Origin of the sequence: Shewanella nanhaiensis (assembly GCF_019457885.1) — a bacterium.
In the GTDB taxonomy this organism is placed as follows: domain Bacteria; phylum Pseudomonadota; class Gammaproteobacteria; order Enterobacterales; family Shewanellaceae; genus Shewanella; species Shewanella nanhaiensis.
In genome coordinates this window covers 222277-246319 of the sequence record NZ_JAHZST010000002.1, presented here as the reverse complement: position 1 = coordinate 246319, position 24043 = coordinate 222277, and the positions used below count along the sequence as shown (strand labels likewise).

Sequence of the window (24043 nt, the reverse complement as noted above, 5' to 3'; positions counted from 1 at the left end):
TTCAGCATGTCGAGAAGTGACAGAGTTCAAGGCATGAAATAGTAGGACTAGTTATTCTAATTCAATATTTCATAACGCAGAAAAATGTTGCTTCTCGCCATGCCCTTCGGGAGTTCCCGTAGAATACCTGCACTGTGTTAGTGATATCAATAAGGGAATAACCATTATCCTCAATCACTGCCTTGTTCAGCTATCCTACGGGGGCTCTGAAACGAGCATCTTGAGGTAGCTTGGGTATTATGTATGAGTAATTACTGGAAATAGTGCCTTGATATGAGACAATGCTTACTTGATTTTTTAGTCATAGAGCGGCGTCTCTGTGTCTATGAATGTTTTTGAAAATCTACATAAACAGGCTTGGAGTAAAGATGCAGAGTTTGAAGAAGTTTTTTGCAGTAAAAGTAGTACTAGCTTGTTCATTGGTAGCGTTAACTGGTTGCCAAACGACTAACCCTTATACCAATGAATCACAAAATGCCAAGGCAACAAATGGTGCCATCATAGGCGCGATTGCGGGTGCTGCGATTGGTGTTGCATCATCGAGTAAGAGTGATCGAGGTAAAGGTGCGTTAATTGGTGCAGCTTCTGGAGCTGCGCTAGGTGGTGGTATCGGTTACTACATGGATACTCAGGAAGCAGAGCTAAGAAAGCAGCTACAATCGACTGGTGTGAGTGTGACTCGCAGTGGCGATAATATTATCTTAAATATGCCTAATGAAGTTACTTTCGGCGTCGATGAGACACACTTGAGTGCGGGTGCTAAGAGAGTACTCAACAGTGTGGCATTAGTGGCGAAAGAGTATGACAAGACGCGCTTGAATGTTCTTGGCTTCACCGATAGCTCAGGTTCAGAATCTTATAACTTAAGACTCTCTAAAGTACGTGCTGTTGAGGTTGCTGATTACCTTGTTTCTCAGAAAGTTGAGTATGCTAGAGTGAAATCTGATGGTATGGGTGAAGAGAGACCGATTGCATCAAATGCCACTAAAGAGGGACGTGCGGAGAACCGCCGTGTTGAAATTATCTTGAGTCCACTCTCTTAATTTCATCTTATATTGATTGGTATTATCCTTATCTATAAATGGCTTCCTTATTGGAAGCCATTTTTGTTTTTGGTGCGTATAGACAATTTGTCCTGCTAATATTTGAAACGTAAGACTCATCTCCCAAGTATTATAAACATCATTTTATGCCTATTGAGACTGAGCGTGAGCTATGGCTTGATAGTCGCCTATAGGTTTATTTTGCTGGAATAATAAGATGAAAAAGTGGATAGCCGTCGCCGTATTAACCCTCCCTTTTATGGCCAATTCAACACCGTTAGAGCTAAGAGCTGCTGGAAGTTTAAAGGCGGCGATGACAGAGTATAGTGAGTGAATATCAGCAGCTGGAGAGTGAAAAGGTTAATGCTGAGTTTGCTCCATCTGGGCTCTTGCGTAAACGTATCGAAGAGGGGGAGAGGGTTGATCTATTTGCTTCAGCTAATATGAAGCACCCTCAAACGTTACATGCATCGGATAAAAGTGGCTCTGTGGTTATGTTTGCGCGCAATAAGCTATGCGCCATTGCACAGCCGGAAGTGGATGTTGCGAGTGATTCACTGCTGGAGAAGATGTTGCAAGATTCAGTCAAGGTGGGGATCTCCACCCCTAAAGCAGATCCAGCTGGTGATTATGCTTGGGCCTTATTTGCCAGAGCCGATAAAGTTCAACTTGGTGCGACACAGAAGCTGGAGCGCAAGGCGATAAAGTTAACTGGTGGTGCAAAAACAGCGGTAGCACCTAAAGGGAGAAACCCCTATGGCTGGGTGATGGAAAACAGAGGTGCTGATATCTTTTTAACTTACTGTACCAATGCTGTGTTGGCACAAAAAGAGCTACCAGCCCTGCAGATCGTACAGATCCCACAAGCATTATCTGTTGGGGCTAACTATGGTTTAACTATCCTAGAAGACGCCAACGCGAACTCCAGTGAACTTGCCATGTTTATTCTGTCTCAACCGGGGCAAAATATTTTGGCTAAATATGGCTTCGATGCGCCACTGCGCTAGTTTACTGCTTAGCATAAGGGAGCCAATTGGCTCCCTTTTTGATAGTGAAGTTATACTGATTAGTTCAGTAGAAAGAATGTCGCGAGACCCAAGAAGGCAAAGAGGCCGATGACGTCTGTGACAGTTGTAAGTACCATACCGCCAGCGAGCGCGGGGTCAATATTCATTCTCTTCAGTAGTAATGGGATACAGGCGCCTGCGAGGCCAGCTACTGTCATATTGATCAACATGGCCCCTCCAATGAGCCCACCTAAGGCAAGATCGCCTTTCCAGAGCCAGATGGCAGCAAAGACGAGGACAGACCAAAGCAGTCCATTGAGGAAGCCGATGGCCAACTCTTTACCTATTAGCCAGCGGGAGTTACTTTGGCCTATTTGGCCAAGTGCGATGCCGCGTATCACAAGTGCTAAGGTTTGATTTCCGGCTACGCCTCCCATGCTGGGGACAATTGTCATCAAAATCGCTATGGTGGCAAACTGCTCTAAAGTGCCTTCAAACATGTTACTGACAGAAGCCGCTAGCAGGGCTGCAAACAGATTGATGGTTAGCCAAAGTGAGCGTTGAAGGGTACTCTTTAGCACTGGACCAAAGGTGTCGGCATCATCATCCATACCTGCCATCCCCATCATGGAGTGCTCGGCATTTTCTCGAATAACGTCGACAACATCATCGATGGTGATACGGCCAAGGAGCTGGTTATCTTCACCGATAACTGGTGCTGAAATCCAATCGTGTCGTTCGAAAAGCTGCGCCACCTCATTATCTGACATGCCGACCGGAATACCCTCCAGCTCAGCATCCATAATATCTCGTATCGATGAATTAGGATCGCAGGTTAGCAGATCGGCTATCTCGACGCCGCCGAGTAAGCGGTCGTGTTTATCGACCACATAGAGAGTATCTGTAGCTTCCGGAAGCTTACCTCGTATTCTTAAGTAACGTAGGATAACATCGATATTTACGTCGGGGCGTAGGGTGACGGTATCGGTATTCATGATACTGCCAGCGGTGTCATCGGGGTAGGCTAGGGCTTGTTCGACTCTGGCCCTGTCTTGACTTCGCATGGAGTGAAGTACCTGTTTAAATACACTATCAGGTAGGCTTCGTAATATATAAGCGAGGTCATCGGTGTCCATCCCTTCAGCCGCTTTTGCAACGCGCTCAGGGCTCATCTGTTTGATGAGACTATCTTTAAGCTCTTCGCCAAGTTCATCGAGGATCTCACCAGTTTGATCTTGATCGATCAGTTGCCATAAAACCTGACGGGTTCTGGGTGGGGATGACTCTAATATAAAGGCGATATCAGAGGCTGCCATATCATGGAGCATATTTCTGACATGAACAAACATGCCACTGCTAAGGGCTTGTGTTAACTGGTTTAACCGCTGATCGGTAAGCTCATTATCTAATACTTCAATTGGCATAACAGGCCCCCTATGAAGCTGTCTGTATTTTAGGTTAAATACAGACCACGGTGTTGATAAGAAATATCTGGGATAGCTTAGTGGTAAGGTTTAACTTGCTTCATCAAATTTTGCATCAACTAGAGCACAGATGGCGTCTAGTGCTGCAGAGGCATCTTGGCCCTCACCGAGCAGGGTTATGGTTTTCCCTATTCCGGTTTCCAGCATCAACAAGCCCAGCACACTTGCTGCAGAAGCTTGTTTCTCCCCTTGTATAATCGTGACTTTAGCGTCGAATTCCGATGCTAGAACGGCTAGTTTAGTCGCGGCGCGGGCGTGGAGTCCAAGCTTATTACATATGGTAACTTGGCGTTCTAATTTAGTCATTGCTTAATTCGCGGTGGCGGGCCTGTACTGTGTGTTTGCTTTGACTAAAGAGCTTAGCAAGCTGCTCTGTGACATAGACAGATCTGTGTTGTCCACCGGTGCAACCGATAGCGATTGTTAGATAACTACGGTTATTGCGCTCAAGATGCGGCAGCCAGGTTTCTAACAAGTTCTCTATTTGCCAGATAAACTTATTGACTGTGGGTTGCTGACTAAGGAAAAGCTGAACGGGTTCATCCAGACCTGTCATCGGTCTAAGCTCAGGCTCCCAATGCGGGTTTGGTAAGAACCTGACATCAAACATAAAATCTGCCTCTGCTGGCATGCCATGTTTGAAACCGAAAGACTCGAAGTTAATGACTAGCTCTTTATCTACACTGCCTAATAATATCTCTCTGACCTGATTACTAAGATCGTAAATATTGAGATTAGAGGTGTCGATATAGTGATCAACGAGTTTAGAGACTGGCTCTAGCAGTAGTCGCTCATGATCTATCGCTTCTTTAAGTGAAGTTTTACTTCTCGAAAGAGGGTGGAGACGGCGGGTTTCGCTGTAACGCTTGAGGAGAACTTCGTCACTTGAGTTTAGGAAGAAGCTTAGCAGCTCAGTCCCTTCAGGTAGATTCGAAAGCTGTTTCTCTAGCTCTGTCTCATGCATATTACGGACATCAACGCTGATAGCGACAAGCTCTGTGCTACCTTTGAGTTGTTCCAATAATGTATCCATAAGAGGCAGAGGAAGATTGTCGACACAATAGTATCCGAGATCCTCTAAAACCCTAAGGGCGACAGATTTTCCTGATCCGGAACGACCGGATACCATAACCAGTTTCATTGGGTGATCACCTGATAAAGTTCTGACTCATCTTGTGTTTTTCGTAACTGCTTTAAAATTAGCTTGTCATTAAGCTTCTCTGCCATCGCCGACAGGGTGCTTAAGTGCTGTTCACATTGATCAGCTGGAACTAATAGTGCAAATAGTATATCGACCGGCTGTTTATCAATTGAGTCGAAAGAGATAGGCTCTTCGCACTTAATGAGTACCGCAACGGGCTGACTAATATTGGTTAACCTTCCATGTGGAATCGCTATACCGTTACCTATACCTGTGCTGCCCATTTTCTCTCTAGCCAAAAGACTTTCAAAAATCTCTTGAGAGGAAAGGCTTGGGTACTGGACAGCGGCAAGATCGCTGATAAGTTCCAGTACCTTTTTCTTACTGCCCGGAGTGGCGCAAGTTGTGCACTCCGGCTGCAGGATGGTGCTTAATTCCATCGTTAATGTTTTGTTTGCTTCTCTTTATGTTTAATTACCTGACGGTCGAGCTTGTCAATCAGGGAGTCTATTGCTGCATACATATCCGCATGTTGTGACGCGGCGAAAACCTCACCTCCGGCAAGATGGAGTTTGGCTTCTGCTTTCTGCTGCATTTTTTGAACATTCAAAATAACGTGCACATTATTGATCTGATCGAAATGTCGTTCAAGCTTTGAAAACTTTTCTTCAATATATTGGCGTAGCGATGTGGTAATTTCGATGTGATGACCTGTTACGTTTATTTGCATAGAGATACTCCTTCAGATTCGTTTGTGTTAAAAACGCGCTCGCTGATTTGAGGTTTACACTGCATTTACATATTCAAGCTACTTCGAAACACCGCATCCTGTGTGGATATATATCCAGATCACTTCTATGTTCAGGGTCCAGCATGTCGTGAAGTTACAGACTTTACGTCACAATGACCAACCTCAATATATTCACTTTTCAAATATCTTATAAACTCTTTCTTTGGTTTGATGGCGGAATCAACATGGCCTCACGGTACTTGGCTATGGTTCGTCTCGCTACTTTGATGCCCTGCTCTGCAAGAAGAAGGGCCATCTTGCTATCACTGAGAGGCTTTTGTTGGTTCTCTGCTGCCACCAGTTTTTTTATGAAGGCGCGGATAGCTGTCGATGAACACTCTCCGCCATCGTCGGTACCCACATGGCTGGAGAAGAAATATTTCAGCTCAAATATGCCTCTTGGGGTATGCATATATTTTTGGGTTGTGACACGGGAGATGGTCGATTCATGCATCTCAACCTCTTCGGCTATGTCATTTAGCACCATAGGTTTCATCGCCTCTTCACCATATTCGAAGAAGCCCTGCTGAAATTTGACTATGCAGTTTGAGACCTTGAGAAGTGTGTCGTTACGACTCTCTAAACTCTTGATAAACCACTTGGCTTCCTGCAAATGCCCGCGGATAAATTGACTATCTGCTTGGTTTTTAGTGCTGCGAGCCATGGAAGCGTAATGCTGATTCACATTAATTTTTGGCATATAATCTGGGTTGAGTTCAACAACCCAGCGGCCCTTCTTTTTAATCACAGTCACATCTGGAATAACGTACTCATCTCGACTTGGATTGATGGCCAGTCCAGGACGTGGATTTAGAGTTTGGATAAGCTCAATAGCTTGCCTTAAATCATCCTCTTTAAGCTTGGTTTTACGCATTAAGAGGCGGAAGTCACGGCCTGCTATTAGATCAAGGTGTTCCTTAATCAGTAATCGGGCATTGTCGATATGAGGTGTTGTGTCGGTATATTGGGCTAGCTGAATAAACAGACACTCACTGAGGTCACGGGCTGCAACACCGATAGGGTCAAAGTGCTGAACACGTTTAAGCACAGCTTCAACTTCATCAAGTTCAATCTCAGGATCGCCCATGGCTTCTAAGATATCATCGGTACTTTGCGTCAGATAACCACGCTCATCGATCGCATCAATAATGGCGGTCGCGATGGCTAAGTCATTATCTGAAAACGGGGTTAAGTTTTTTTGCCACTCAAGGTGCTCATACAGACCTTCACAGGTTTCGCCTTGGAAGGGAAGATCATCATCTCGCATCGCGCCAGAGCTTGAGTTTGGTGTTGCGGTATAGACCTCATCCCATGTGGTGTCGACAGGGAGGTCCTCAGGCATGGAATCTTGATTCAGTGCGTCGGATGTTTCAAGTGACGAGCTATCTTTATCGGCCTCTTTTTCGACAGAAGCACTGAAGTCTGTTTCGCTGTTGTTTTTTACATCGCTATTATCAGCGTTAGCATCAACTTGCTCTTCGTCCAACTCCAGTAATGGATTGGAATCTAATGCTTGTTGGATCTCCTGTTGCAGTTCCAGTGACGACAGTTGCAGCAGACGTATCGCCTGTTGAAGCTGAGGTGTCATGGTTAAGTGCTGACCCATTTTGAGCTGGAGTGACGCTTTCATGTACTGCTATTCCCTACTTTGTACTTATAAAATGAGAAAGCCTGTTGGAGCTATTTGGGGAGTCTTTGCTCCCTCAATTGACTTCATAAGAACGAATCATAACGATGCTGTAGAATTTTTAAATTAGAGGAGAATCGATCCTCTAGATTAACTATAGCTTGAATTGTTCACCTAAGTACACAGCTCGTACTTGCTGATTGTCTAAGATTTCAGCGGGTGTACCTTCAGCGATTAAGTTTCCATGACTTACAATATAGGCATGCTCACAAACATCCAATGTTTCCCGTACGTTATGGTCGGTGATCAGGACACCAAGACCACGACTTTTGAGCTGTAAAATGATCTTTTTGATGTCGATAACCGAGATAGGATCGACACCTGCAAAGGGCTCATCGAGCAGGATAAATTTAGGGTTTGCTGCTAGTGCTCTGGCTATCTCGACGCGTCTACGCTCACCACCAGACAGTGACATACCTTGGCTATCTCTGATATGGGTAATGTGAAACTCCTCCAGCAGGTGTTCAAGCTGCTCCTCGCGAGCATTTTTATCTAGCTCATCACGGGTCTGGAGAACGGCCATAATGTTATCGCGCACAGAGAGTTTTCTGAAAATACTGGCCTCTTGGGGCAGGTATCCTATCCCTTTACGGGCACGTAGGTGCATGGGATCTAATGTGAGATCGTCATTATCGATAAAGATACGGCCTTTATCACTTTGGACTAAGCCCACAACCATATAAAAAGTAGTGGTCTTTCCGGCACCATTGGGGCCGAGTAAGCCAACTATCTGACCTGTTTTTACACTGAGACTCACGTCTTGTACTACGGCGCGACTTTTATAACTTTTGGCTAGGTTTACAGCCTTTAACGTTAAAGAGCTCATTCGATCTCCTGAGCGTTAACTGCAGGTTCTACTGGTGTCTCTGGCTCAGTTTCAGGTTGAGTCTCTTTGTTGCTATCTGTTTTAGGCTTAGATTCATCCTGGTAATTTTCAGGTTGGATAATGGTGATCACCCTTTCGCTACCTGTACTTTCAGCAATAAGCTGCTGCTTTTCAATGTTATATTGAATCTGATTACCTGTAACTTGGCTACCATCTTGCTCAAGTGTCGCATTACCCTTCAGAATAAGAGTGCGTTTTGATAACTCGTAGCGGATCTCTTTTGCGCTGGCGTTGGCTGGACGGCCATCTTCCATTATCTGTGAGTAAGTTGCTGGGTTTCCCGTAGCGACTAAGATACGTCCGTTAGAGCCCTCTTTGGTAAAGGCTCTAAGCTTATCGGCATTGATTTTAACTGAACCCTGAACGACTTCAACTGGGCCATTAAAGATGATCTGGTTATTTTTAATATCTGCTTCCTGACTTGCTGCAGAGATTTTAACTTCTTGTTTTAGATCATCGACTTTTGCAACACTACTAAAGCTTATTAAGCAGAGTAGTGCAGTGATGATGCCTGTATTTTGCTTCATATATCCCTTCAATTTGACATAAAAGATGCCAATGCTAATCAAGCAAATGTTTACCCATTTTGCGTTGACGTTAACTAGTGTGCTGAGTAGGTGCCATTAACCTGACTGGTTAATTTTACGTTTTCAGCGTTGAGGTCGGCATATAGACCAACCCCTTCAATAATAAAGTCGCTACCTGTGATATAGATATTGTCATCGGATGTCATGATCATGGTATTGAGATCCAACTCAAGATAGCTTGTTTTGATCGACTGTATCGGCTCATTGCTGTTTATGGCGTTGATGATAACATTGTTTTCGAGTATGACTTTTCCTGAATTTTTATTCATGGTGCCTTTGGTCGATTGTAGCTGCCACTGAGCCTCGCCTTGCTCAGGGTACACCAGATAGATAGGCTCGGTGAAGTAGGTCATATTATCCTCTTCATAATGCTCCATATGTTTAGCACTAACCCGGCTATTAACTAAGCCAAGTTCATTGTATTCAACACTTTTTAGATTATCAGCAATATAATCGGGTCGGGCGCTAACATCGACAGTTAACCCCTCATCTCCTCGTTTGGATTGCACCTGCCAGTAGAGCAGAAGTGCGGTACCAAAGAAGGCGATAATGGCGAGGGTGACTCTATTCATATACTCATTCCATGAGCCGTTTCGAACTTATTCTGGCTAAGAAGCAGTAGATCTGTCAACTCACGTAGGGCGCCGTGGCCTCCCTTGATATGAGTAACAAAATCGGCACCTTGCTGAACATAAGGATGGCCGTCAGCAACACATACCGATAAACCAACCTGTTTCATCACTGGTAGGTCAACCATATCATCGCCGATATATGCGACCTCTTCTGGCGTTACCTTGTATAAAGAGAGTAGCTCCTGATAGGGAGTCAGCTTGTCATCGACGCCTTGATAAATATGGGTGATCCCTAGGGCTGTCATGCGATCTTCGACAATCTTAGATTTTCTGCCGGTAATAATGGCGACAGGAATATCACTGGTGAGCAGAGATCTGACGCCGTAGCCGTCGCGGGTATGGAAGGTTTTAAGTTCATCGCCCGAGTTACTCATATAGACTAAGCCGTCGGAGAATACTCCATCTACATCACAAATTAGAAGCTTGATCTTACTGGCCTTTTGCCAAACAGTATCCTCTATCGGACCGTAAAAACCTTGGTGTGACATACAGTATCTCCATTATCGCGCTAGCCGTTTGTTCATCGAAGGGCTAACTGCTTTGCCAACTCATTAAGTTGGCCTAAATTGGTAAAAAGGGAGCAATCCCTAATGTTAGATAACGCCAGCCTTGACCATATCTAACATGTTTAAGGCGCCTATCGGGTGCTGCTGATCATCGATAACGATCAAACCATTAATATCTTTATCTTCCATCACTTTCAGTGCTGCGGCCGCTAGAATATCGGCAGAGACAGTGACGCACCCTTTAGACATTACATCACTGATAGAGGTGGTGCGAAGATTGACTTCACTGTCGATAACGCGTCTTAGGTCACCATCGGTAAAGATACCTACCAGTTTATTTGCTTCATCGACGACAGCTGTCATGCCTAAGCTCTTTTTAGAGATCTCATAGAGGGCTTCTGTGATGCAGATATCATGGTTTACCGAGGGCAGATCTTTGCCTTTATGCATCACATCACTGACCTTAAGCAGCAGCTTACGCCCTAAGCTACCACCGGGATGAGAGAGGGCAAAATCATCTTTGGTAAAGCCTCTAGCTTGCAAAAGTGCAACGGCTAAGGCATCGCCCATGACTAACGTTGCTGTGGTGCTTGATGTCGGTGCTAATCCTAATGGACACGCCTCTTCTGGCACCTCTATACATAAGTGCACAACAGAGAGTTTAGCCATATTTGAATCGGGATTTCCCGTACAAGCGATAACTGGCAATCCCATGCGCTTAATGACAGGCATTAAGGTGAGTATCTCACTGGCTTCACCTGAGTTTGATATGGCTAAGATAATATCATTTTCACTAAGAACGCCGAGATCTCCGTGGCTCGCCTCACCGGGGTGCACGAAGAAGGCTGGAGTGCCTGTGCTGGCTAATGTTGCTGAGATCTTGTTACCGATATGACCTGATTTACCCATGCCCATTACGATAACTTTACCTGTACAGTTAAGAATTAGCTTACAGGCTTGGGTGAACTCTTCTGAGTCGACGTACTGGTAAAGGTTATCGAGTGCGTTGCGCTCGATGTCGATAACCGTTCTGCCCCATTGGCGAAGTTGAGTTACATCTACCATCTTGCTCTCTCTATTTAATCAAGGCTCTGTGTCGTTAGATTTTGCTTAATCAATCTGTCGACGACTTAATTTCTGAAAACCAGTTTCGTTAAGCCTGAAACAGGATTAACTGATAGGCGATAAAGGTGCACAGTAGCACTACACCATGCCAGCGTTTTAAAGCCCTTGCTCGACCACTTAATAATATAAATACAGCAAGTGCACTACTGGTAGCCAGTACCATATAAAAATCACGGCTACTGGCGGCTGCATCAACGGCGCCGGGAGCAATAATTCCCGGAATGGCTAATACAGCTAAAATATTGAATAGGTTTGAGCCTACGATATTACCTATTGCTAGATCATCCTCTTTTTTCATGACGCCCGCAACACATGCTGCTAGCTCAGGTAAGCTGGTACCAATAGCTATGATAGTTAAGCCTATGACTAGGTCTGACAGATGGTAGGCTTTGGCAATGCCTACGGCCCCTTGTACCATCCAGTCTGCAGATAGAGGCAGCAGTACAATACCAACAATAAGCCAGAGTATTGCTCTAGATGTAGGAACACCGGTTGGGATCTCGCTGTCAGCTTCCTCTTCCAATGCATCTTTTTTCTTATTTGTGACAGCGTGCCAGATAAAGTAGCCCATCAACATGAAGAAGAGGCCTAATAGCATAAAGCCCTCTATGCGGGTCAGCATACCATCATGGAGGAAGTAGCCAGCGATAATGGTGGCAATAATCATCAAGGGGATCTCTCGCATTAACGTTTGCGAGCTAACTGCAATCGCCCCAAGTAGAGCGGTGAGTCCCAAAATAAGGGTGATATTTGCAACATTTGAGCCTAAAACATTTCCAATTGCGGTATCTGTCATCCCTTCCATCGAGGCGGTCGCGGCGACGAACATCTCTGGGGCTGAACTGCCCATGGCGACTATGGTTAATCCAATTAACATAGGAGGAAGACCAAGATTTCTGGCAAAAGCTGCAGCACCATAGACAAATTTGTCAGCGCTCCACACTAGAGCGACTAATCCGGCGATAAGCATGAAAATATTAAATAACATTAAATTGCATTTCAGTAAGTGAGCCCGACGCGCATTTTCGCTGGAATTGAGCAAAATTGAAAGTATTGCGGCAAGATAGTGTTGATTCAGTTGTACCTAATAGTCCAATTACGTACAATTTGTCTCTTTTTCTTTCGTTAATCTGTTCATCGAGGCAGATAACTCACTTTTAGTGGATGGAATCGTTATGGATCATCAGGTGTTAGCTGAGCCAAAACCTTTGGTTGAGATCCACAATTTGGGTTTTAGTCGTGGTGAACATGTAATTTTTGACGATATCAGTCTGTCTATTCCAAGAGGGAAGGTCACGGCTATCATGGGGCCAAGTGGTATTGGAAAGACCACTTTGCTGAAATTGATGGGCGGGCAGCTGACGCCAGATATCGGGCATGTGTTGTTTGATGGTGTCGATGTGCATAAGTGTCGTCGAGAGGAGCTGTTTACATTGCGTAAACGCATGAGCATGCTGTTTCAAAGTGGGGCTCTGTTTACCGATATGAATGTCTTTGATAATGTCGCCTTTGCATTGCGGGAGCACTCAGGCCTGCCGGAAGAGATCATCAAACGTATCGTACTAATGAAACTAGAAGCGGTAGGTTTACGTGGCACTGCGAACATGATGCCTAACGAATTGTCTGGTGGTATGCAGCGACGTGCAGCACTGGCAAGGGCGATAGCGCTTGAGCCTGAGATGGTGATGTATGATGAACCTTTTGCAGGTCAAGATCCTATCTCTATGGGGGTTCTGGTTAAGCTGATCCGGGAGTTATCAGCGGCGTTACAGTTGACCTCAGTTGTGATCTCCCATGATGTGCAGGAGGTGCTTAGTATTGCCGATTACGTTTATGTGATGGCAGATAAGCGTGTGATTGCACAGGGAACTCCCGCAGAGCTTAAAGCCTCAGATATGGCGCAGTTAAAGCAGTTTATTGGCGGTGAGCCGGATGGGCCTGTCCCTTTTCATTTTCCTGCTGAAGATTATCAAAAGGAGCTGATAGGCTAGCATGATGATATTGAATATGTGGTTAGCAAGTTTTTCCACCTTGATAACGGTGGGGGTTAACTATGAACTTGTTAGATAGAGTTGCCAATCTGGGACGAGCAGCTATTGAGCTGGTAACTGGATTTGGAAGTGCGGGATTAATGTTGTGGGGAGCAATTGCCCGTAAACCTAGAGCCAAAGGTTTTCCCCTGTTCGTTAAACAGTTGTATGTTGTCGGCGTGCAATCTATGGTGCTGATATTTGTGTCGGGGCTTTTTATCGGCATGGTATTGGCGTTGCAAGGGTATAATATTCTTGTTGGCTTTGGCACTGAAGAGAGTTTAGGGCCTATGGTGGCGTTGAGCCTGTTGCGTGAGTTAGGGCCTGTAGTGACAGCCCTCTTGTTTGCCGGAAGAGCAGGCTCTGCATTAACCGCTGAGATTGGCTTGATGAAGAGCACTGAGCAGCTTTCCAGCCTTGAGATGATGGCAATAGATCCCTTAAGACAGATCATCGCGCCAAGGTTTTGGGCCGGGGTGGTGAGTCTTCCTCTGTTAGCCCTTATCTTCACTGCTGTGGGGATATATGGTGGTCATATCGTGGGTGTCGAGTGGAAGGGGATAGACAGTGGTAGTTTCTGGTCTATTTTGCAGGCGTCTGTTGAGTGGCGACAAGATATTGTAAATTGTTTAATTAAAAGTTTAGTGTTTGCGGTGGTGGTGACCTGGATTGCGCTATATCGCGGTTATCAGGTGATCCCTAATCCTGAAGGGATCAGCAAGGCAACAACGCAAACCGTAGTTCAGTCTAGTCTGGCTGTGTTAGCACTGGACTTCCTGCTTACCGCACTGATGTTTGGTCGTTAATGGATGAACATTGGCAGATTATTCTTGAATAATCTGCGCAATAAGAGAATGGAAATAAGAGTATGTTAACGCGTAAAATCGAAGTATTAGTGGGTCTGTTTATTCTGTCTGGTTTAGCTGCATTTTTAGTTTTGGTGTTCAATGTCGCCAATGTAGAGGTGAAAGCAAATGGCAGTAACTACACCCTATACGCTAAATTTAGCAATATAGGCGGGCTAAAAGTGCGCTCTCCTGTCAAGGTGGGTGGCGTAGTCGTTGGGCGTGTGAGTGAGATTAATCTCGACCCGACTGAGCTTGTGCCCGTGGTTAAACTCTCTATGGATAAGAGATTTAATCAGTTCCCTGAAACCAGTAGTCTGTCGATTTTGACTTCGGGTTTATTAGGAGAGCAGTTTTTAGGCCTGACGCCTGGCTTTATCGATGATGATATAGCCATGTTAGTCGATGGTGATCGCATCGATGATACTCACTCTGCACTTGTGCTAGAGGAGTTGATTGGTCAGTTTTTGTATAGTGCGTCAAAGGATTAAGGAATGAGAATGTTTAATCAAATTTTCAAGCTCACAGCTTCACTATTTTTGCTGGTTTTTAGCGCGACCGCTCATAGTCAGGAGGCCGAGGTGAACACCATGGACCCCTATGTTATGGTGGAAACCGTTGCTAATAATACTTTTGACAGATTTCATCATGACTTTGCCATTATTGAGACCAATCCTGACCACCTTAAGGTGATAGTATCGGACGAGTTGATGCCTTATATCGACACTAAGTATGCCTCTTATAAGGTGATGGGCACATATTTAAGGAAGACAACAAAAGAGCAGCGTGAACGTTTTGTTGAAGCGTTTAAAGGTTACCTCATCTCTACTTATGCTCAGGCATTTACTGAGTATACAGATCAAAAGGTGAGCTTTGCACGAGCTGCAGATTTCAGCAAAGAGAAGATGGTCAGTGTGGATGTGCAGATCATTGATGCGGGTCGTCCTCCCATTAAACTGCAGTTCAGAGTGCGTCGTCTTAAGGATGATAGCTGGAAGGCTTTCGATTTGGTGGCTGAAGGGGTGAGTTTACTTGCTTCAAAAAGCTCAGAGATCTCCAATCTTATCCGTCAAAAAGGGATTGATGCTGTTATTGCTGAACTTGATGAGCGCACTAAGGTGTCTATCCATCGCGGATCTGCGGATAAGAAGGCCTAAGTGGCTGAGTTTACTCAACAGGGCTCGATTTGTCATATCAGTGGCCGTTTATCTCAGGAGGAGATACCGGCACTGTGGCTGCGCAAAAAGTCGCTGTTAAATAGAGAGGTTGAGGTTATTGATCTCTCTAAACTCTCATACAGTGACAGCGCAGGGATTGCGTTTATTTTAGAGCTGATGAGTGTAGCGAGAGCCGAAAAGCGGAGTTTGAGCTTTACCTCTGCCTCTGAGCAACTTTCAAAATTAATTGATTTATATGATTTAGAACTCTTCTTCAATGAAGAAGCAAAACAAGGTAAATAGATCCATGAATGCTAACGAGACCGAACAAGTTAATGACGATACAGCAAAACTTAAAGAGCTAGAGCAGCTGTTATTGGATGCACTTTCATTAGATGAAGTTCATGTGACCCAAGCTGGAACCCACTACAAAATCGTTGCCGTCGGCGAGTGTTTCGAAGGCATGGGGCGTGTTAAGCAGCAGCAAACTATTTATGGCCCCTTGATGGACCGCATCACCAGTGGTGAACTGCATGCACTAACGATCAATGCTTTCACGCCGACACAATGGAAGCGTGAAAAAGTATTTAACATGTAAGCTGAGAGCTAAAGTGGATAAATTAAAGATTGAGGCAAGTGAAGCACTTGCCGGGAATGTTGTTATTTCGGGTGCTAAGAATGCTGCTCTGCCTATTTTGATGGCGGGTGTATTGGCTGAAACCGATTTTGTGGTCACTAATGTTCCGAACCTTAGAGATGTCAATACCAGCTGTGAACTGCTTCGTTGCTTAGGCGCTGAAGTGACCCGCAGTGATAATAGTGAAGTGCGTATTTCAACCAGTTCACTCGATCATTTTTGTGCGCCCTATGATTTAGTTAAAACCATGAGAGCGTCGATCCTTATCTTAGGGCCTTTGTTGGCGCGATTTGGTACTGCTGATGTCTCCTTGCCTGGTGGCTGCGCGATCGGTGCCCGCCCGGTGAATCTTCACCTTCACGGTTTAGAGCAGATGGGCGCTAAAATCGAGGTTGAAGAGGGTTATATTAAGGCGCGAGTCGATGGTCGTCTTAAAGGCGCTCATATCTTTATGGATATGGTGAGTGTTGGTGCTACTGAAAACCTGTTGATGGCTGCGACACTTGCCGATGGTGAGACCATTATTGAAAATGCAGCTCGTGAACCTGAAGTGATCGATCTGGCTAACTGCTTGATCGCTATGGGCGCAAAGATTGAAGGTGCGGGCACCGATTCTATCCGTATTCAGGGTGTTGAATCTCTTAATGGATGTCACTACCGAGTGATGCCTGACAGAATCGAGACTGGCAGCTTTTTAATCGCTGCTGCTGTGACTCGCGGAAAGATACGCTGTGTCGATGCTGACCCATCTACTCTTGAAGCTGTGTTGGCTAAACTTGAAGATGCGGGCGCAACCATCACTACAGGTAGTGATTGGATTGAGCTTGATATGCAAGGTAAACGCCCAAAGGCTGTTAATATTAAGACTGTGCCTTATCCTGGTTTTCCTACCGATATGCAGGCACAATTTTGTTTGTTAAATGTGCTAGCTGAGGGTACCTCAACCATCACAGAGACTATTTTTGAGAATCGCTTTATGCACGTGCCTGAGCTTATCCGTATGGGGGCAAATATGGAGCTTGAGGGCAACACCTGTATTATTCAGGGGATAGAGAGACTCAATGGTGCTCAGGTGATGGCAACGGATCTGAGAGCGTCTGCAAGCTTAGTGATTGCGGGTCTCGTTGCAGAGGGAACTACGATTGTTGATCGTATCTATCACCTAGATCGCGGCTATGAACATATTGAAGATAAGTTCAAAGGCTTAGGTGGACAGGTTGTTCGCGTGAGTTAACCGTTCTGGTCGTGATTATTGACACGAAAAGGCCTGCATCATGCAGGCCTTATTACATTTAGCATTTGTAGAAACTAGTCTGTTTCTTCAACGACATTTTCACCAATAGTGACAGGTACATCGTATACCTTACCTTTACGAATAATGGTCATGGTGACCTGTTTATTCGGCGTAGATTCTGCAATTCTATCCATCAACATCTCTACACCGGGAACCGCTTCGCCCTCATATTTTGTGATCACATCTCTAGCTTGCAGTTGAGCTTGAGCTGCGGGCCCATGGGGATCGACGCCGGTTATCACCACACCAGTTAGATCTGGAAGATTAAGGATCTGGGCGATAACAGGGCCAACAGGTTCACCAGTTATTCCCAGCGCACCACGAATAACTCGACCATCTTTGATCAGTTTCCCCATAATACTGTGGGCGAGCTTGATGGGGATAGCAAAGTTAATCCCATGCCCGCCTCCCTCTCCGCCAATCTGGAAAGCGGCAGTATTGATACCGATAAGCTGGCCGCTGGTGTCGATAAGCGCTCCACCTGAGTTACCGGCATTAATGGCGGCATCGGTTTGTAAAAAGTCTAAATAGCCAGAGCTCAAGCCGTTTCGTCCCGTCGCACTGATAATGCCTTGGGTAATGGTTTGCCCTAAGTTGTATGGGTTACCTATCGCTAACACCACATCGCCAACTTGAGCTGGCACACCTAAGTTAATCGGTACTATTGGAAGGGTGTCACCCTCAACTTTTAATACGGCAAGGTCGGTGACAGGATCTGAGCCGACAACTTCAGAGGTAAATTTTCGTCCATCCTGAAGCGCTACAACAATCTCATCGGCTTTTTTGACAACATGATAGTTTGTCAAAATATAGCCCTCTTTGCTCATTATCACACCTGAGCCAAGCCCTTGAAGTGAGCCTGAGTTGAGCGGCTGATTGCGATTAACACTTAAGCTATAGATGTTGACTACTGCTGGCGCTGCGCGCCTAACCGCTTTAGAAAATGAGAGCTCAAAGCCATTATCACCACGCTTTTGAAAAAATAGATTTGAAGAGCTGTTATCGGTGAGAAGCGGGGTAACAAACAGAAAGACAGCCGCCATAATCAGGCCGAAAGTAACTGCCTTACCGACGTATAAGAGTGTGTCTTTTATAGCCATATTTGAGAGAGTTAAGCAAAATTTGAATTAGATTAACACGATTGCTGTGAATAAGCATGAGAGGAATGATAATCCCCTCATCTATTCATCACGGCTAACACAGGAGATTAGCCGTGATAGATTTATCGCTTTATCTGAGCACTAAGAAAAGGCTGCTATGGCCCCTTTGTATCTTAAGTGCCACCGTACCTTGCTGCTCCTTTAGCTTAGCTTTAAGTGAGTTGAGATTATCTATTGAGCTGCGGTTTACACCAACAATGATGTCCCCTTTACGCAACCCGCTAGCTGCGGCTGGTGAGTTTTGGGCAATATCGGTGATCTCGACACCATCATCGCCATTTTCCAGTGCAGCTCCTGCGAGCATAGGATGAACTGCGCCTGCGGAAGCTTCTGTGGTTTGACTCGCTTCACCCAATGTGGCCGATACTGTTTTGGAGTCGCCATCGCGGATTAAGCCAAATTTAACTTTAGCCCCAGCACCCATCGTCGCGACTTTTGCGCGAAGTTCCTGGAAGCTTTTGATCTTGCGTCCGTTAACACTAACGATAATATCGCCAGCTTTAATACCAGCATCTTCAGCGGCGCTATCTTCCATTACCTGATCGACAAAACCACCATGTTGGGTATCGAGACCGAAGGCTTGAGCAAGTTCGCTAGTGAGATCTCTGCCCGATACGCCTAATACGCCGCGGCGTACTTCGCCATGTTCAATGATCTGGTCGACTAAGTTGTTGACCATGTTAGCTGGGATAGCAAATCCAATACCTACGTTACCGCCTCCAGGTGCAACAATGGCGGTGTTGATACCGATGAGGTCGCCATTAAGGTTGACGAGTGCGCCACCAGAGTTACCACTATTGATAGCTGCGTCGGTTTGAATAAAGTTTTCAAGCATCTCTATGCCCAGACCACTGCGACCCATTGCACTGACAATACCCGATGTGACCGTCTGGCCTAATCCAAAGGGGTTGCCGATAGCAACAGCAAAGTCACCCACTTTAAGCTCATCAGAGTCGGCGCGCTTAACCGCTACTAAGTTTTTAGCTTTTATCTGCAGCAGTGCAATATCAGATTCAGCGTCGGCACCAATCAGTTTAGCCTCTACCTCACGGCCGTCATGTAGGCCGATTAAGATCTCATCGGCGCCATCAATCACATGATTATTCGTGACGATATAGCCCTTTTTAGCATCGATGATCACACCTGAGCCTAAGCCTCTAAATGGTCGCTCTTGCACCTGCTCTTGTGGTGCATTAGGGCCGAAGAAATAGCGAAAAGCATCGGGAAGCTTCTGCTTAGAAACATGGGTGCCTTCAACGGCAACCGCAACTACAGCAGGAGTCGTACGCTCAAGCATAGGCGCTAGGCTTGGAATTGACTCACCATCAACAGCCATAGGGATAGCCGCTTGGCTTATCGCTGGTGTTAAGGTTAGGGATGCCGTTAATAATGCGGCTGAGAGTAAGCTTAATTTCGTTTTCATTAATTCATGGCTCCAATGTCGGATATGGAAATATGATCACTAATGGATATTAGGGATTACCTAGACTTTTTCAAGAAGTGATCACAAATCAATTGTTACAGAGTCCGACCTAAGAGATGTAATGAAAGTTCACCTTTATTAACAAAGGTTAATTATTTGGGTTCACAATGATGACGTCTTGACTGTCGAGTTCGTTTGCCTGCTCTTGTTGTTTCGTATGCTCCGCTTTGTCACTAGTGAGTGTGGCCAGTGGCTTAACGCTGCTTTTAGGCGCTAAAGTATTTGCTGCTTCATTCCACTTCTTATTAACCTTATTAAGCTGCTCGGTAAGCTCAGCAAGTTGCTGATAGTGATCCTCAAAATGATCTGTTACCTCTTGCTTATGTTGACTCAATTCTAAGCGAGTTTGTTCAAGGGCCTCATCTTTATCGTTGGACTCGTGATTTTTCGCGAAAATGGTTCTGATCACATAACCTAAAACGATACCCAGTACAAAAGTGGCAACAACTAATGGCCATTCCATATATGAATCCTCTATATAAATCATCGACAGTGATGATTAAAACAATAGTAACATTGACTATTCTTAGCATGGTACCATTTAGATGAATTTTAAGGATAGAAGAGATCAATCGACGTGCCCCAACCAACACCATGGCAACATTATCAGCAAGATCTGACCCGAGATGACTTTTCCCATGATAGTGCGCAAGAGCAAGCTGTGAAAAGCCTGCAACGTGTTTATGATGAGATCCAACTTGCGAACAGTAAACCAACGGGTTTTCGTAAACTGTTCTCTTTTCTTGGGGCAAAGGAGCAAACGGTTCAGGGCTTATACCTGTGGGGTGGTGTTGGTCGTGGTAAGACCTATCTGATGGATACCTTCTATGACTCACTACCAGGTGATAAGAAGCTCAGGGCACATTTTCACCGTTTTATGCATCAGGTCCATGTCGATCTCGACAATCTAAAGGGGCAACGAGATCCTCTGCTCATTATCGCTAAGCAGATGGCGGATAAATATCAGGTGATCTGTTTCGATGAGTTTTTTGTCTCAGATATTACTGATGCCATGTTGTTGGGGACACTATTTCAAGCCCTGTTTAAAGAGGGAGTGGCACTGGTTGCTACCTCAAACATTATTCCCGATGAGCTTTACCGCAATGGTCTGCAACGGGCGCGTTTTCTGCCTGCGATTGCACTTATTAATAAGCATTGCCAAATCTTAAATGTCGACTCTGGCATCGATTATCGTTTACGTACTTTGGAGCAAGCGGAGATCTATCACTACCCTCTGGATATTCAAGCGGATAAGAACCTACTTAGCTATTTCGAAAAGTTGGCTCCCGAGTCAGAGGTGTCGAGGAGTGATATCGATATCGATGGTCGTAACATAGGGATAAGGCAGCAGGCTCAAGGCGTATTACTTATCGACTTTAGGGATCTATGTGATGGGCCCAGAAGTCAACGTGATTACATGGAGCTGGCGTGTTTATACCACACTGTGTTGCTCAGTGGGGTTGAACAGATGGGAGACAAATCCACTGGAGATGATATCGCACGGCGATTCTTAGCCATGGTGGATGAGTTTTATGAACGAAACGTCAAATTGATCCTATCGGCAGAGGTCTCTTTAGAGGAGATCTATACCCAAGGTTTATTAACCTTCGAGTTTAGGCGCTGTCGCTCTCGCTTAACCGAGATGCAATCCCATGATTATCTCGCGTTAGAGCATCTACCATAGCTGGATAAAAGAGACTGTTAGCCACCCATATTGGCGAGAGAGTCATTAGCGACGAATTAATTTACCTAGATTGTAAAAATTAGGTGATTTTTAGCTCAGCTTTGTCTATAATCCGCCACCTGCCCTCGTTACTCCGTCGATATGACGGAAGTTGTAAAGCCTAATTCTTTGCTCGAAGGGGCGGGGAATGGCACTATTTGTGTTTTTTACCAATGATGGTGAAAACATTTGAGACAGAATTTTAACATTGGGTTTTTGTAAATGAAGACTACTTTTACTGCTACACCAGAGACAGTCACTCGCGAGTGGTTTGTCGTTGACGCTGAAGGTAAAACTTTAGGTCGTATCGCTACTGAAATTGCTACACGTCTACGTGGTAAGCATAAGCCAGAGTATACACCTCATGTTGATACCGGCGATTACATCATCGTTATTAACGCTGAGAAAGTTGCTGTCACTGGTAATAAAGCGAAAGGCAAAGTGTACTACTCGCATTCGGGTTTCATCGGTGGTATTAAGCAAATCACTTTTGAAAAGCTGCAAGATCATAAGCCTGAAATGATTATCGAGAAAGCAGTTAAGGGTATGTTACCTAAAGGTCCTTTAGGACGTGCCATGTTCCGTAAACTTAAAGTTTACGCTGGTACAGAACATAACCACGCTGCACAACAACCTCAAGTTCTTGATATCTAAACGGGATTAAGCTAATGGCTGCAACTCAGTACTACGGCACAGGCCGTCGCAAAACATCTACAGCTCGCGTATTCGCGAAAGTAGGAACTGGTAACATCGTTGTTAACCAACTTCCTCTAGATCAATATTTTGGTCGTGAAACTTCTCGTATGGTTGTTCGTCAGCCACTTGAGCTAGTTGAAATGACTGACAAGTTAGACATCTTTGTAACTGTTAAGGGTGGTGGTAACACTGGCCAAGCAGGTGCTATTCGTCACGGTATTACTCGTGCGTTGATGGAACTTGATGAGTCTCTACGTCCTTCTCTACGTGCCGCTGGTTTCGTTACCCGTGATGCTCGTAAAGTTGAGCGTAAGAAAGTTGGTCTACGCAAAGCACGTCGTAAGCCACAATTCTCTAAGCGTTAATTTTTCGCTTTCAGAATACAAAAAACCCAGCTTATGCTGGGTTTTTTATTGCCTCAAATTTGTGGCTGTCATCGGTATACTTTGTATAATATCTACAGACAAAATGTGCTGTTTTCTTAATCTAAACTTAATGACTGTACGCTACCCGGAATTCTAAATTATGTCTCTACAGCTAATCATGCTTGCGTTGGGAATTGTGCTCATTATTGAGGGAATTGGACCATTTTTATTTCCCAATCGATGGAAGGCGTATTTAAAGGAAATTTCTAACCAAAATCAGCAACTTCTGCAACGATTAGGCGGTGCTTTAGTTACCTCAGGTGTCGTTTTGTTGATTATTTTTTCATAAAGGGCTTGCCTACCGCCCCTATAGATCTGCTAAAATCCCGTTTTAACCACTACCGTGCAGCAAATAATGGGCAAAAACGTCGTAGTTCTCGGCACCCAATGGGGTGACGAAGGAAAGGGTAAGATAGTCGATCTTCTTACCGAACAGTCAAAATATGTCGTTCGATATCAAGGTGGCCACAACGCTGGTCACACTCTTGTGATCGATGGCGAAAAAACCGTTCTTCATCTTATTCCATCAGGGATCTTACGCGATAATGTAAAATGCATTATTGGTAACGGTGTGGTGCTTGCACCAGACGCGCTGATGACTGAGATTAAAATGCTTAAAGAGCGTGGAGTTCCTGTTGAGGAGCGTCTACTTATCTCTGAAGCATGTCCACTCATCCTTCCATTCCATTGTGCTCTAGATATTGCTCGTGAAAAAGCGCGCGGTAATAATGCTATCGGTACAACGGGTCGTGGTATTGGTCCTGCTTATGAAGACAAGGTTTCACGCCGCGGTCTTCGTGTTGGCGATCTGTTTGATGCAGAGCTATTTGCAGAGAAGCTAAAAGAGGTGATGGCTTATCACAACTTTATGCTGACTGAATACTACAAGTGTGAAGCAGTCGATTATGAAGAGACATTGAAAGATGCGCTTGCGATTGCTGACTACTTGAAGAGCATGTGTGTTGACGTAACTGAGCTTCTTGATCAGGCACGTAAAGCTGGTGAGCCAATTCTATTTGAAGGCGCACAAGGTACACTGCTTGATATCGACCACGGTACTTATCCATTTGTAACCTCTTCAAACACTACCGCAGGTGGTGTGGCGACAGGTTCTGGATTCGGCCCACGTCACCTTGATTATGTTTTGGGTATCATGAAAGCCTACACCACTCGTGTTGGTGCTGGTCCATTCCCAACTGAACTTCAATGTGAAATTGGTGATCACTTAGGTACTAAAGGTCACGAGTTTGGTGCAACTACTGGTCGTAAGCGTCGTCCAGGCTGGTTAGACGTTGTTGCCATGAAGCGTGCAGTGCAGATCAACAGCATCAGCGGTTTCTGCTTGACCAAACTAGATGTTCTAGATGGTCTTGAAGAGGTTAAGATCTGTGTGGGTTACCAATACCCAGATGGCAGTGTTGCTACTGTGACGCCACTTGCAGCTGAAGGCTACGAGCAGGTGACTCCAGTACTTGAAACTATGCCTGGCTGGAGTGAGAACACTTTCGGCGCAACATCTGTAGAGCAACTGCCACAAGCAGCGCTTAACTACATCAAGCGTCTAGAAGAGTTACTTGATACGCCAATCGATATTATCTCAACGGGTCCCGACAGAAACGAGACCATGATTCTAGTGAATCCGTTTAGTTAATGTATAGAGGCCGCGTTAAGCGGCCTTTTTATTTTAAGGAGGTGCACTTTTAAG

28 protein-coding genes and 1 pseudogene are annotated in these 24043 nt (G+C 45.1%); 14 read left to right on the top strand and 15 right to left on the bottom strand.

Annotated features, from left to right (window positions below):
- Positions 1–368: 368 nt before the first annotated feature.
- A complete protein-coding gene (locus K0625_RS03395; protein WP_220108372.1) occupies positions 369–1043 on the top strand; it encodes a YiaD family glycine zipper/OmpA-like lipoprotein in 675 nt (224 codons plus the stop codon).
- 217 nt (positions 1044–1260) lie between these two features.
- Positions 1261–2050: pseudogene (locus tag K0625_RS03390) on the top strand (molybdate ABC transporter substrate-binding protein).
- Positions 2051–2109: 59 nt separating this feature from the next.
- On the opposite strand, the gene mgtE reads toward K0625_RS03390, so the two are convergent.
- The 12 genes from mgtE to K0625_RS03330 form a co-directional block, all read right to left on the bottom strand.
- Entirely contained in the window at positions 2110–3474 is a 1365-nt protein-coding gene (gene mgtE / locus K0625_RS03385) for a magnesium transporter (protein ID WP_220108371.1), read from the bottom strand.
- 90 nt (positions 3475–3564) lie between these two features.
- A complete protein-coding gene (locus K0625_RS03380; RefSeq protein ID WP_220108370.1) occupies positions 3565–3840 on the bottom strand; it encodes an HPr family phosphocarrier protein in 276 nt (91 codons plus the stop codon).
- Positions 3833–4675 (bottom strand): RNase adapter RapZ, encoded by an 843-nt coding sequence (gene rapZ / locus K0625_RS03375; RefSeq protein WP_220108369.1) that lies wholly within the window; start codon positions 4673–4675, stop codon positions 3833–3835. Before rapZ ends, K0625_RS03380 begins: the two co-directional genes overlap by 8 nt.
- Positions 4672–5115 carry a PTS IIA-like nitrogen regulatory protein PtsN gene (gene ptsN, locus K0625_RS03370; RefSeq protein WP_012326825.1) on the bottom strand — a complete coding sequence of 148 codons (444 nt, stop codon included), beginning with the start codon at positions 5113–5115 and terminating at the stop codon, positions 4672–4674. The genes rapZ and ptsN overlap by 4 nt, the downstream gene beginning before the upstream one ends.
- A 2-nt stretch (positions 5116–5117) precedes the next feature.
- Entirely contained in the window at positions 5118–5405 is a 288-nt protein-coding gene (gene hpf / locus K0625_RS03365) for a ribosome hibernation promoting factor (RefSeq protein WP_012326824.1), read from the bottom strand.
- 208 nt (positions 5406–5613) lie between these two features.
- The gene (locus K0625_RS03360; protein ID WP_220108368.1) at positions 5614–7095 is read right to left on the bottom strand and encodes an RNA polymerase factor sigma-54; all 1482 of its coding nucleotides are present in this window, start codon (positions 7093–7095) and stop codon (positions 5614–5616) included.
- A 151-nt stretch (positions 7096–7246) separates the two neighbouring features.
- Positions 7247–7978: an LPS export ABC transporter ATP-binding protein gene (gene lptB / locus K0625_RS03355; RefSeq protein WP_220108367.1), complete on the bottom strand. Its 732-nt coding sequence runs from the start codon at positions 7976–7978 to the stop codon at positions 7247–7249.
- A complete protein-coding gene (gene lptA / locus K0625_RS03350; RefSeq protein WP_220108366.1) occupies positions 7975–8565 on the bottom strand; it encodes a lipopolysaccharide transport periplasmic protein LptA in 591 nt (196 codons plus the stop codon). The genes lptB and lptA overlap by 4 nt, the downstream gene beginning before the upstream one ends.
- Before the next feature lie 74 nt (positions 8566–8639).
- Positions 8640–9197, bottom strand: coding sequence for an LPS export ABC transporter periplasmic protein LptC (gene lptC / locus K0625_RS03345; protein WP_220108365.1), 558 nt, complete (start codon positions 9195–9197; stop codon positions 8640–8642).
- Entirely contained in the window at positions 9194–9745 is a 552-nt protein-coding gene (kdsC, locus tag K0625_RS03340) for a 3-deoxy-manno-octulosonate-8-phosphatase KdsC (RefSeq protein ID WP_220108364.1), read from the bottom strand. Before kdsC ends, lptC begins: the two co-directional genes overlap by 4 nt.
- A gap of 105 nt (positions 9746–9850) precedes the next feature.
- Positions 9851–10828, bottom strand: coding sequence for a KpsF/GutQ family sugar-phosphate isomerase (locus K0625_RS03335; RefSeq protein WP_012326818.1), 978 nt, complete (start codon positions 10826–10828; stop codon positions 9851–9853).
- 88 nt (positions 10829–10916) lie between these two features.
- Entirely contained in the window at positions 10917–11876 is a 960-nt protein-coding gene (locus K0625_RS03330; RefSeq protein ID WP_220108363.1) for a calcium/sodium antiporter, read from the bottom strand.
- Between the two features lie 187 nt (positions 11877–12063).
- On the opposite strand from K0625_RS03330, the gene K0625_RS03325 reads away from it, so the two are divergent.
- From K0625_RS03325 to murA, 7 genes are all read left to right on the top strand, one after another.
- On the top strand, positions 12064–12879 hold the full coding sequence (locus K0625_RS03325) for an ATP-binding cassette domain-containing protein (protein WP_220108362.1): 816 nt from the start codon (positions 12064–12066) through the stop codon (positions 12877–12879).
- A 62-nt stretch (positions 12880–12941) separates the two neighbouring features.
- A complete protein-coding gene (gene mlaE / locus K0625_RS03320) occupies positions 12942–13724 on the top strand; it encodes a lipid asymmetry maintenance ABC transporter permease subunit MlaE (protein WP_220108361.1) in 783 nt (260 codons plus the stop codon).
- 62 nt (positions 13725–13786) lie between these two features.
- Complete coding sequence (mlaD, locus tag K0625_RS03315) at positions 13787–14254, top strand: outer membrane lipid asymmetry maintenance protein MlaD (RefSeq protein ID WP_220108360.1); 468 nt, start codon at positions 13787–13789, stop codon at positions 14252–14254.
- A gap of 3 nt (positions 14255–14257) precedes the next feature.
- Positions 14258–14920 carry an MlaC/ttg2D family ABC transporter substrate-binding protein gene (locus K0625_RS03310; RefSeq protein WP_220108359.1) on the top strand — a complete coding sequence of 221 codons (663 nt, stop codon included), beginning with the start codon at positions 14258–14260 and terminating at the stop codon, positions 14918–14920.
- On the top strand, positions 14921–15223 hold the full coding sequence (locus K0625_RS03305; protein WP_220108358.1) for an STAS domain-containing protein: 303 nt from the start codon (positions 14921–14923) through the stop codon (positions 15221–15223).
- 4 nt (positions 15224–15227) lie between these two features.
- Positions 15228–15518 carry a BolA family protein gene (locus tag K0625_RS03300; protein WP_220108357.1) on the top strand — a complete coding sequence of 97 codons (291 nt, stop codon included), beginning with the start codon at positions 15228–15230 and terminating at the stop codon, positions 15516–15518.
- Positions 15519–15531: 13 nt separating this feature from the next.
- A complete protein-coding gene (gene murA, locus K0625_RS03295; protein WP_012326810.1) occupies positions 15532–16791 on the top strand; it encodes a UDP-N-acetylglucosamine 1-carboxyvinyltransferase in 1260 nt (419 codons plus the stop codon).
- A gap of 74 nt (positions 16792–16865) precedes the next feature.
- Here the strand turns inward: murA and degS are convergent, their stop codons facing one another.
- The 3 genes from degS to K0625_RS03280 all read right to left on the bottom strand — a co-directional run bounded on the left by degS (position 16866) and on the right by K0625_RS03280 (position 19957).
- Positions 16866–17951 (bottom strand): outer membrane-stress sensor serine endopeptidase DegS, encoded by a 1086-nt coding sequence (degS, locus tag K0625_RS03290; RefSeq protein ID WP_220108356.1) that lies wholly within the window; start codon positions 17949–17951, stop codon positions 16866–16868.
- A gap of 130 nt (positions 17952–18081) precedes the next feature.
- Entirely contained in the window at positions 18082–19434 is a 1353-nt protein-coding gene (gene degQ, locus K0625_RS03285; RefSeq protein WP_220108355.1) for a Do family serine endopeptidase DegQ, read from the bottom strand.
- Between the two features lie 148 nt (positions 19435–19582).
- A complete protein-coding gene (locus K0625_RS03280; protein ID WP_220108354.1) occupies positions 19583–19957 on the bottom strand; it encodes a ZapG family protein in 375 nt (124 codons plus the stop codon).
- Positions 19958–20071: 114 nt separating this feature from the next.
- On the opposite strand from K0625_RS03280, the gene zapE reads away from it, so the two are divergent.
- The 5 genes from zapE to K0625_RS03255 all read left to right on the top strand — a co-directional run bounded on the left by zapE (position 20072) and on the right by K0625_RS03255 (position 23989).
- Positions 20072–21178, top strand: a complete 1107-nt coding sequence (gene zapE / locus K0625_RS03275; protein WP_220108353.1) for a cell division protein ZapE — start codon at positions 20072–20074, stop codon at positions 21176–21178.
- A gap of 261 nt (positions 21179–21439) precedes the next feature.
- Positions 21440–21871 (top strand): 50S ribosomal protein L13, encoded by a 432-nt coding sequence (gene rplM / locus K0625_RS03270; protein ID WP_012326805.1) that lies wholly within the window; start codon positions 21440–21442, stop codon positions 21869–21871.
- A 14-nt stretch (positions 21872–21885) separates the two neighbouring features.
- Positions 21886–22278: a 30S ribosomal protein S9 gene (gene rpsI / locus K0625_RS03265; RefSeq protein WP_012141096.1), complete on the top strand. Its 393-nt coding sequence runs from the start codon at positions 21886–21888 to the stop codon at positions 22276–22278.
- A gap of 160 nt (positions 22279–22438) precedes the next feature.
- Positions 22439–22627: a DUF2065 domain-containing protein gene (locus K0625_RS03260; RefSeq protein ID WP_220108352.1), complete on the top strand. Its 189-nt coding sequence runs from the start codon at positions 22439–22441 to the stop codon at positions 22625–22627.
- Between the two features lie 66 nt (positions 22628–22693).
- Complete coding sequence (locus K0625_RS03255) at positions 22694–23989, top strand: adenylosuccinate synthase (protein ID WP_012326803.1); 1296 nt, start codon at positions 22694–22696, stop codon at positions 23987–23989.
- Positions 23990–24043: the final 54 nt, after the last annotated feature.

Bases quoted from the DNA above. Each gene is read 5' to 3' on its own strand.
- K0625_RS03395 (WP_220108372.1), top strand. From the start codon at position 369: ATGCAGAGTTTGAAGAAGTTTTTTGCAGTAAAAGTAGTACTAGCTTGT.
- mgtE (WP_220108371.1), bottom strand. From the start codon at position 3,474: ATGCCAATTGAAGTATTAGATAATGAGCTTACCGATCAGCGGTTAAAC.
- K0625_RS03380 (WP_220108370.1), bottom strand. From the start codon at position 3,840: ATGACTAAATTAGAACGCCAAGTTACCATATGTAATAAGCTTGGACTC.
- rapZ (WP_220108369.1), bottom strand. From the start codon at position 4,675: ATGAAACTGGTTATGGTATCCGGTCGTTCCGGATCAGGAAAATCTGTC.
- ptsN (WP_012326825.1), bottom strand. From the start codon at position 5,115: ATGGAATTAAGCACCATCCTGCAGCCGGAGTGCACAACTTGCGCCACT.
- hpf (WP_012326824.1), bottom strand. From the start codon at position 5,405: ATGCAAATAAACGTAACAGGTCATCACATCGAAATTACCACATCGCTA.
- K0625_RS03360 (WP_220108368.1), bottom strand. From the start codon at position 7,095: ATGAAAGCGTCACTCCAGCTCAAAATGGGTCAGCACTTAACCATGACA.
- lptB (WP_220108367.1), bottom strand. From the start codon at position 7,978: ATGAGCTCTTTAACGTTAAAGGCTGTAAACCTAGCCAAAAGTTATAAA.
- lptA (WP_220108366.1), bottom strand. From the start codon at position 8,565: ATGAAGCAAAATACAGGCATCATCACTGCACTACTCTGCTTAATAAGC.
- lptC (WP_220108365.1), bottom strand. From the start codon at position 9,197: ATGAATAGAGTCACCCTCGCCATTATCGCCTTCTTTGGTACCGCACTT.
- kdsC (WP_220108364.1), bottom strand. From the start codon at position 9,745: ATGTCACACCAAGGTTTTTACGGTCCGATAGAGGATACTGTTTGGCAA.
- K0625_RS03335 (WP_012326818.1), bottom strand. From the start codon at position 10,828: ATGGTAGATGTAACTCAACTTCGCCAATGGGGCAGAACGGTTATCGAC.
- K0625_RS03330 (WP_220108363.1), bottom strand. From the start codon at position 11,876: ATGTTATTTAATATTTTCATGCTTATCGCCGGATTAGTCGCTCTAGTG.
- K0625_RS03325 (WP_220108362.1), top strand. From the start codon at position 12,064: ATGGATCATCAGGTGTTAGCTGAGCCAAAACCTTTGGTTGAGATCCAC.
- mlaE (WP_220108361.1), top strand. From the start codon at position 12,942: ATGAACTTGTTAGATAGAGTTGCCAATCTGGGACGAGCAGCTATTGAG.
- mlaD (WP_220108360.1), top strand. From the start codon at position 13,787: ATGTTAACGCGTAAAATCGAAGTATTAGTGGGTCTGTTTATTCTGTCT.
- K0625_RS03310 (WP_220108359.1), top strand. From the start codon at position 14,258: ATGAGAATGTTTAATCAAATTTTCAAGCTCACAGCTTCACTATTTTTG.
- K0625_RS03300 (WP_220108357.1), top strand. From the start codon at position 15,228: ATGAATGCTAACGAGACCGAACAAGTTAATGACGATACAGCAAAACTT.
- degS (WP_220108356.1), bottom strand. From the start codon at position 17,951: ATGGCTATAAAAGACACACTCTTATACGTCGGTAAGGCAGTTACTTTC.
- degQ (WP_220108355.1), bottom strand. From the start codon at position 19,434: ATGAAAACGAAATTAAGCTTACTCTCAGCCGCATTATTAACGGCATCC.
- K0625_RS03280 (WP_220108354.1), bottom strand. From the start codon at position 19,957: ATGGAATGGCCATTAGTTGTTGCCACTTTTGTACTGGGTATCGTTTTA.
- rplM (WP_012326805.1), top strand. From the start codon at position 21,440: ATGAAGACTACTTTTACTGCTACACCAGAGACAGTCACTCGCGAGTGG.
- rpsI (WP_012141096.1), top strand. From the start codon at position 21,886: ATGGCTGCAACTCAGTACTACGGCACAGGCCGTCGCAAAACATCTACA.
- K0625_RS03260 (WP_220108352.1), top strand. From the start codon at position 22,439: ATGTCTCTACAGCTAATCATGCTTGCGTTGGGAATTGTGCTCATTATT.
- K0625_RS03255 (WP_012326803.1), top strand. From the start codon at position 22,694: ATGGGCAAAAACGTCGTAGTTCTCGGCACCCAATGGGGTGACGAAGGA.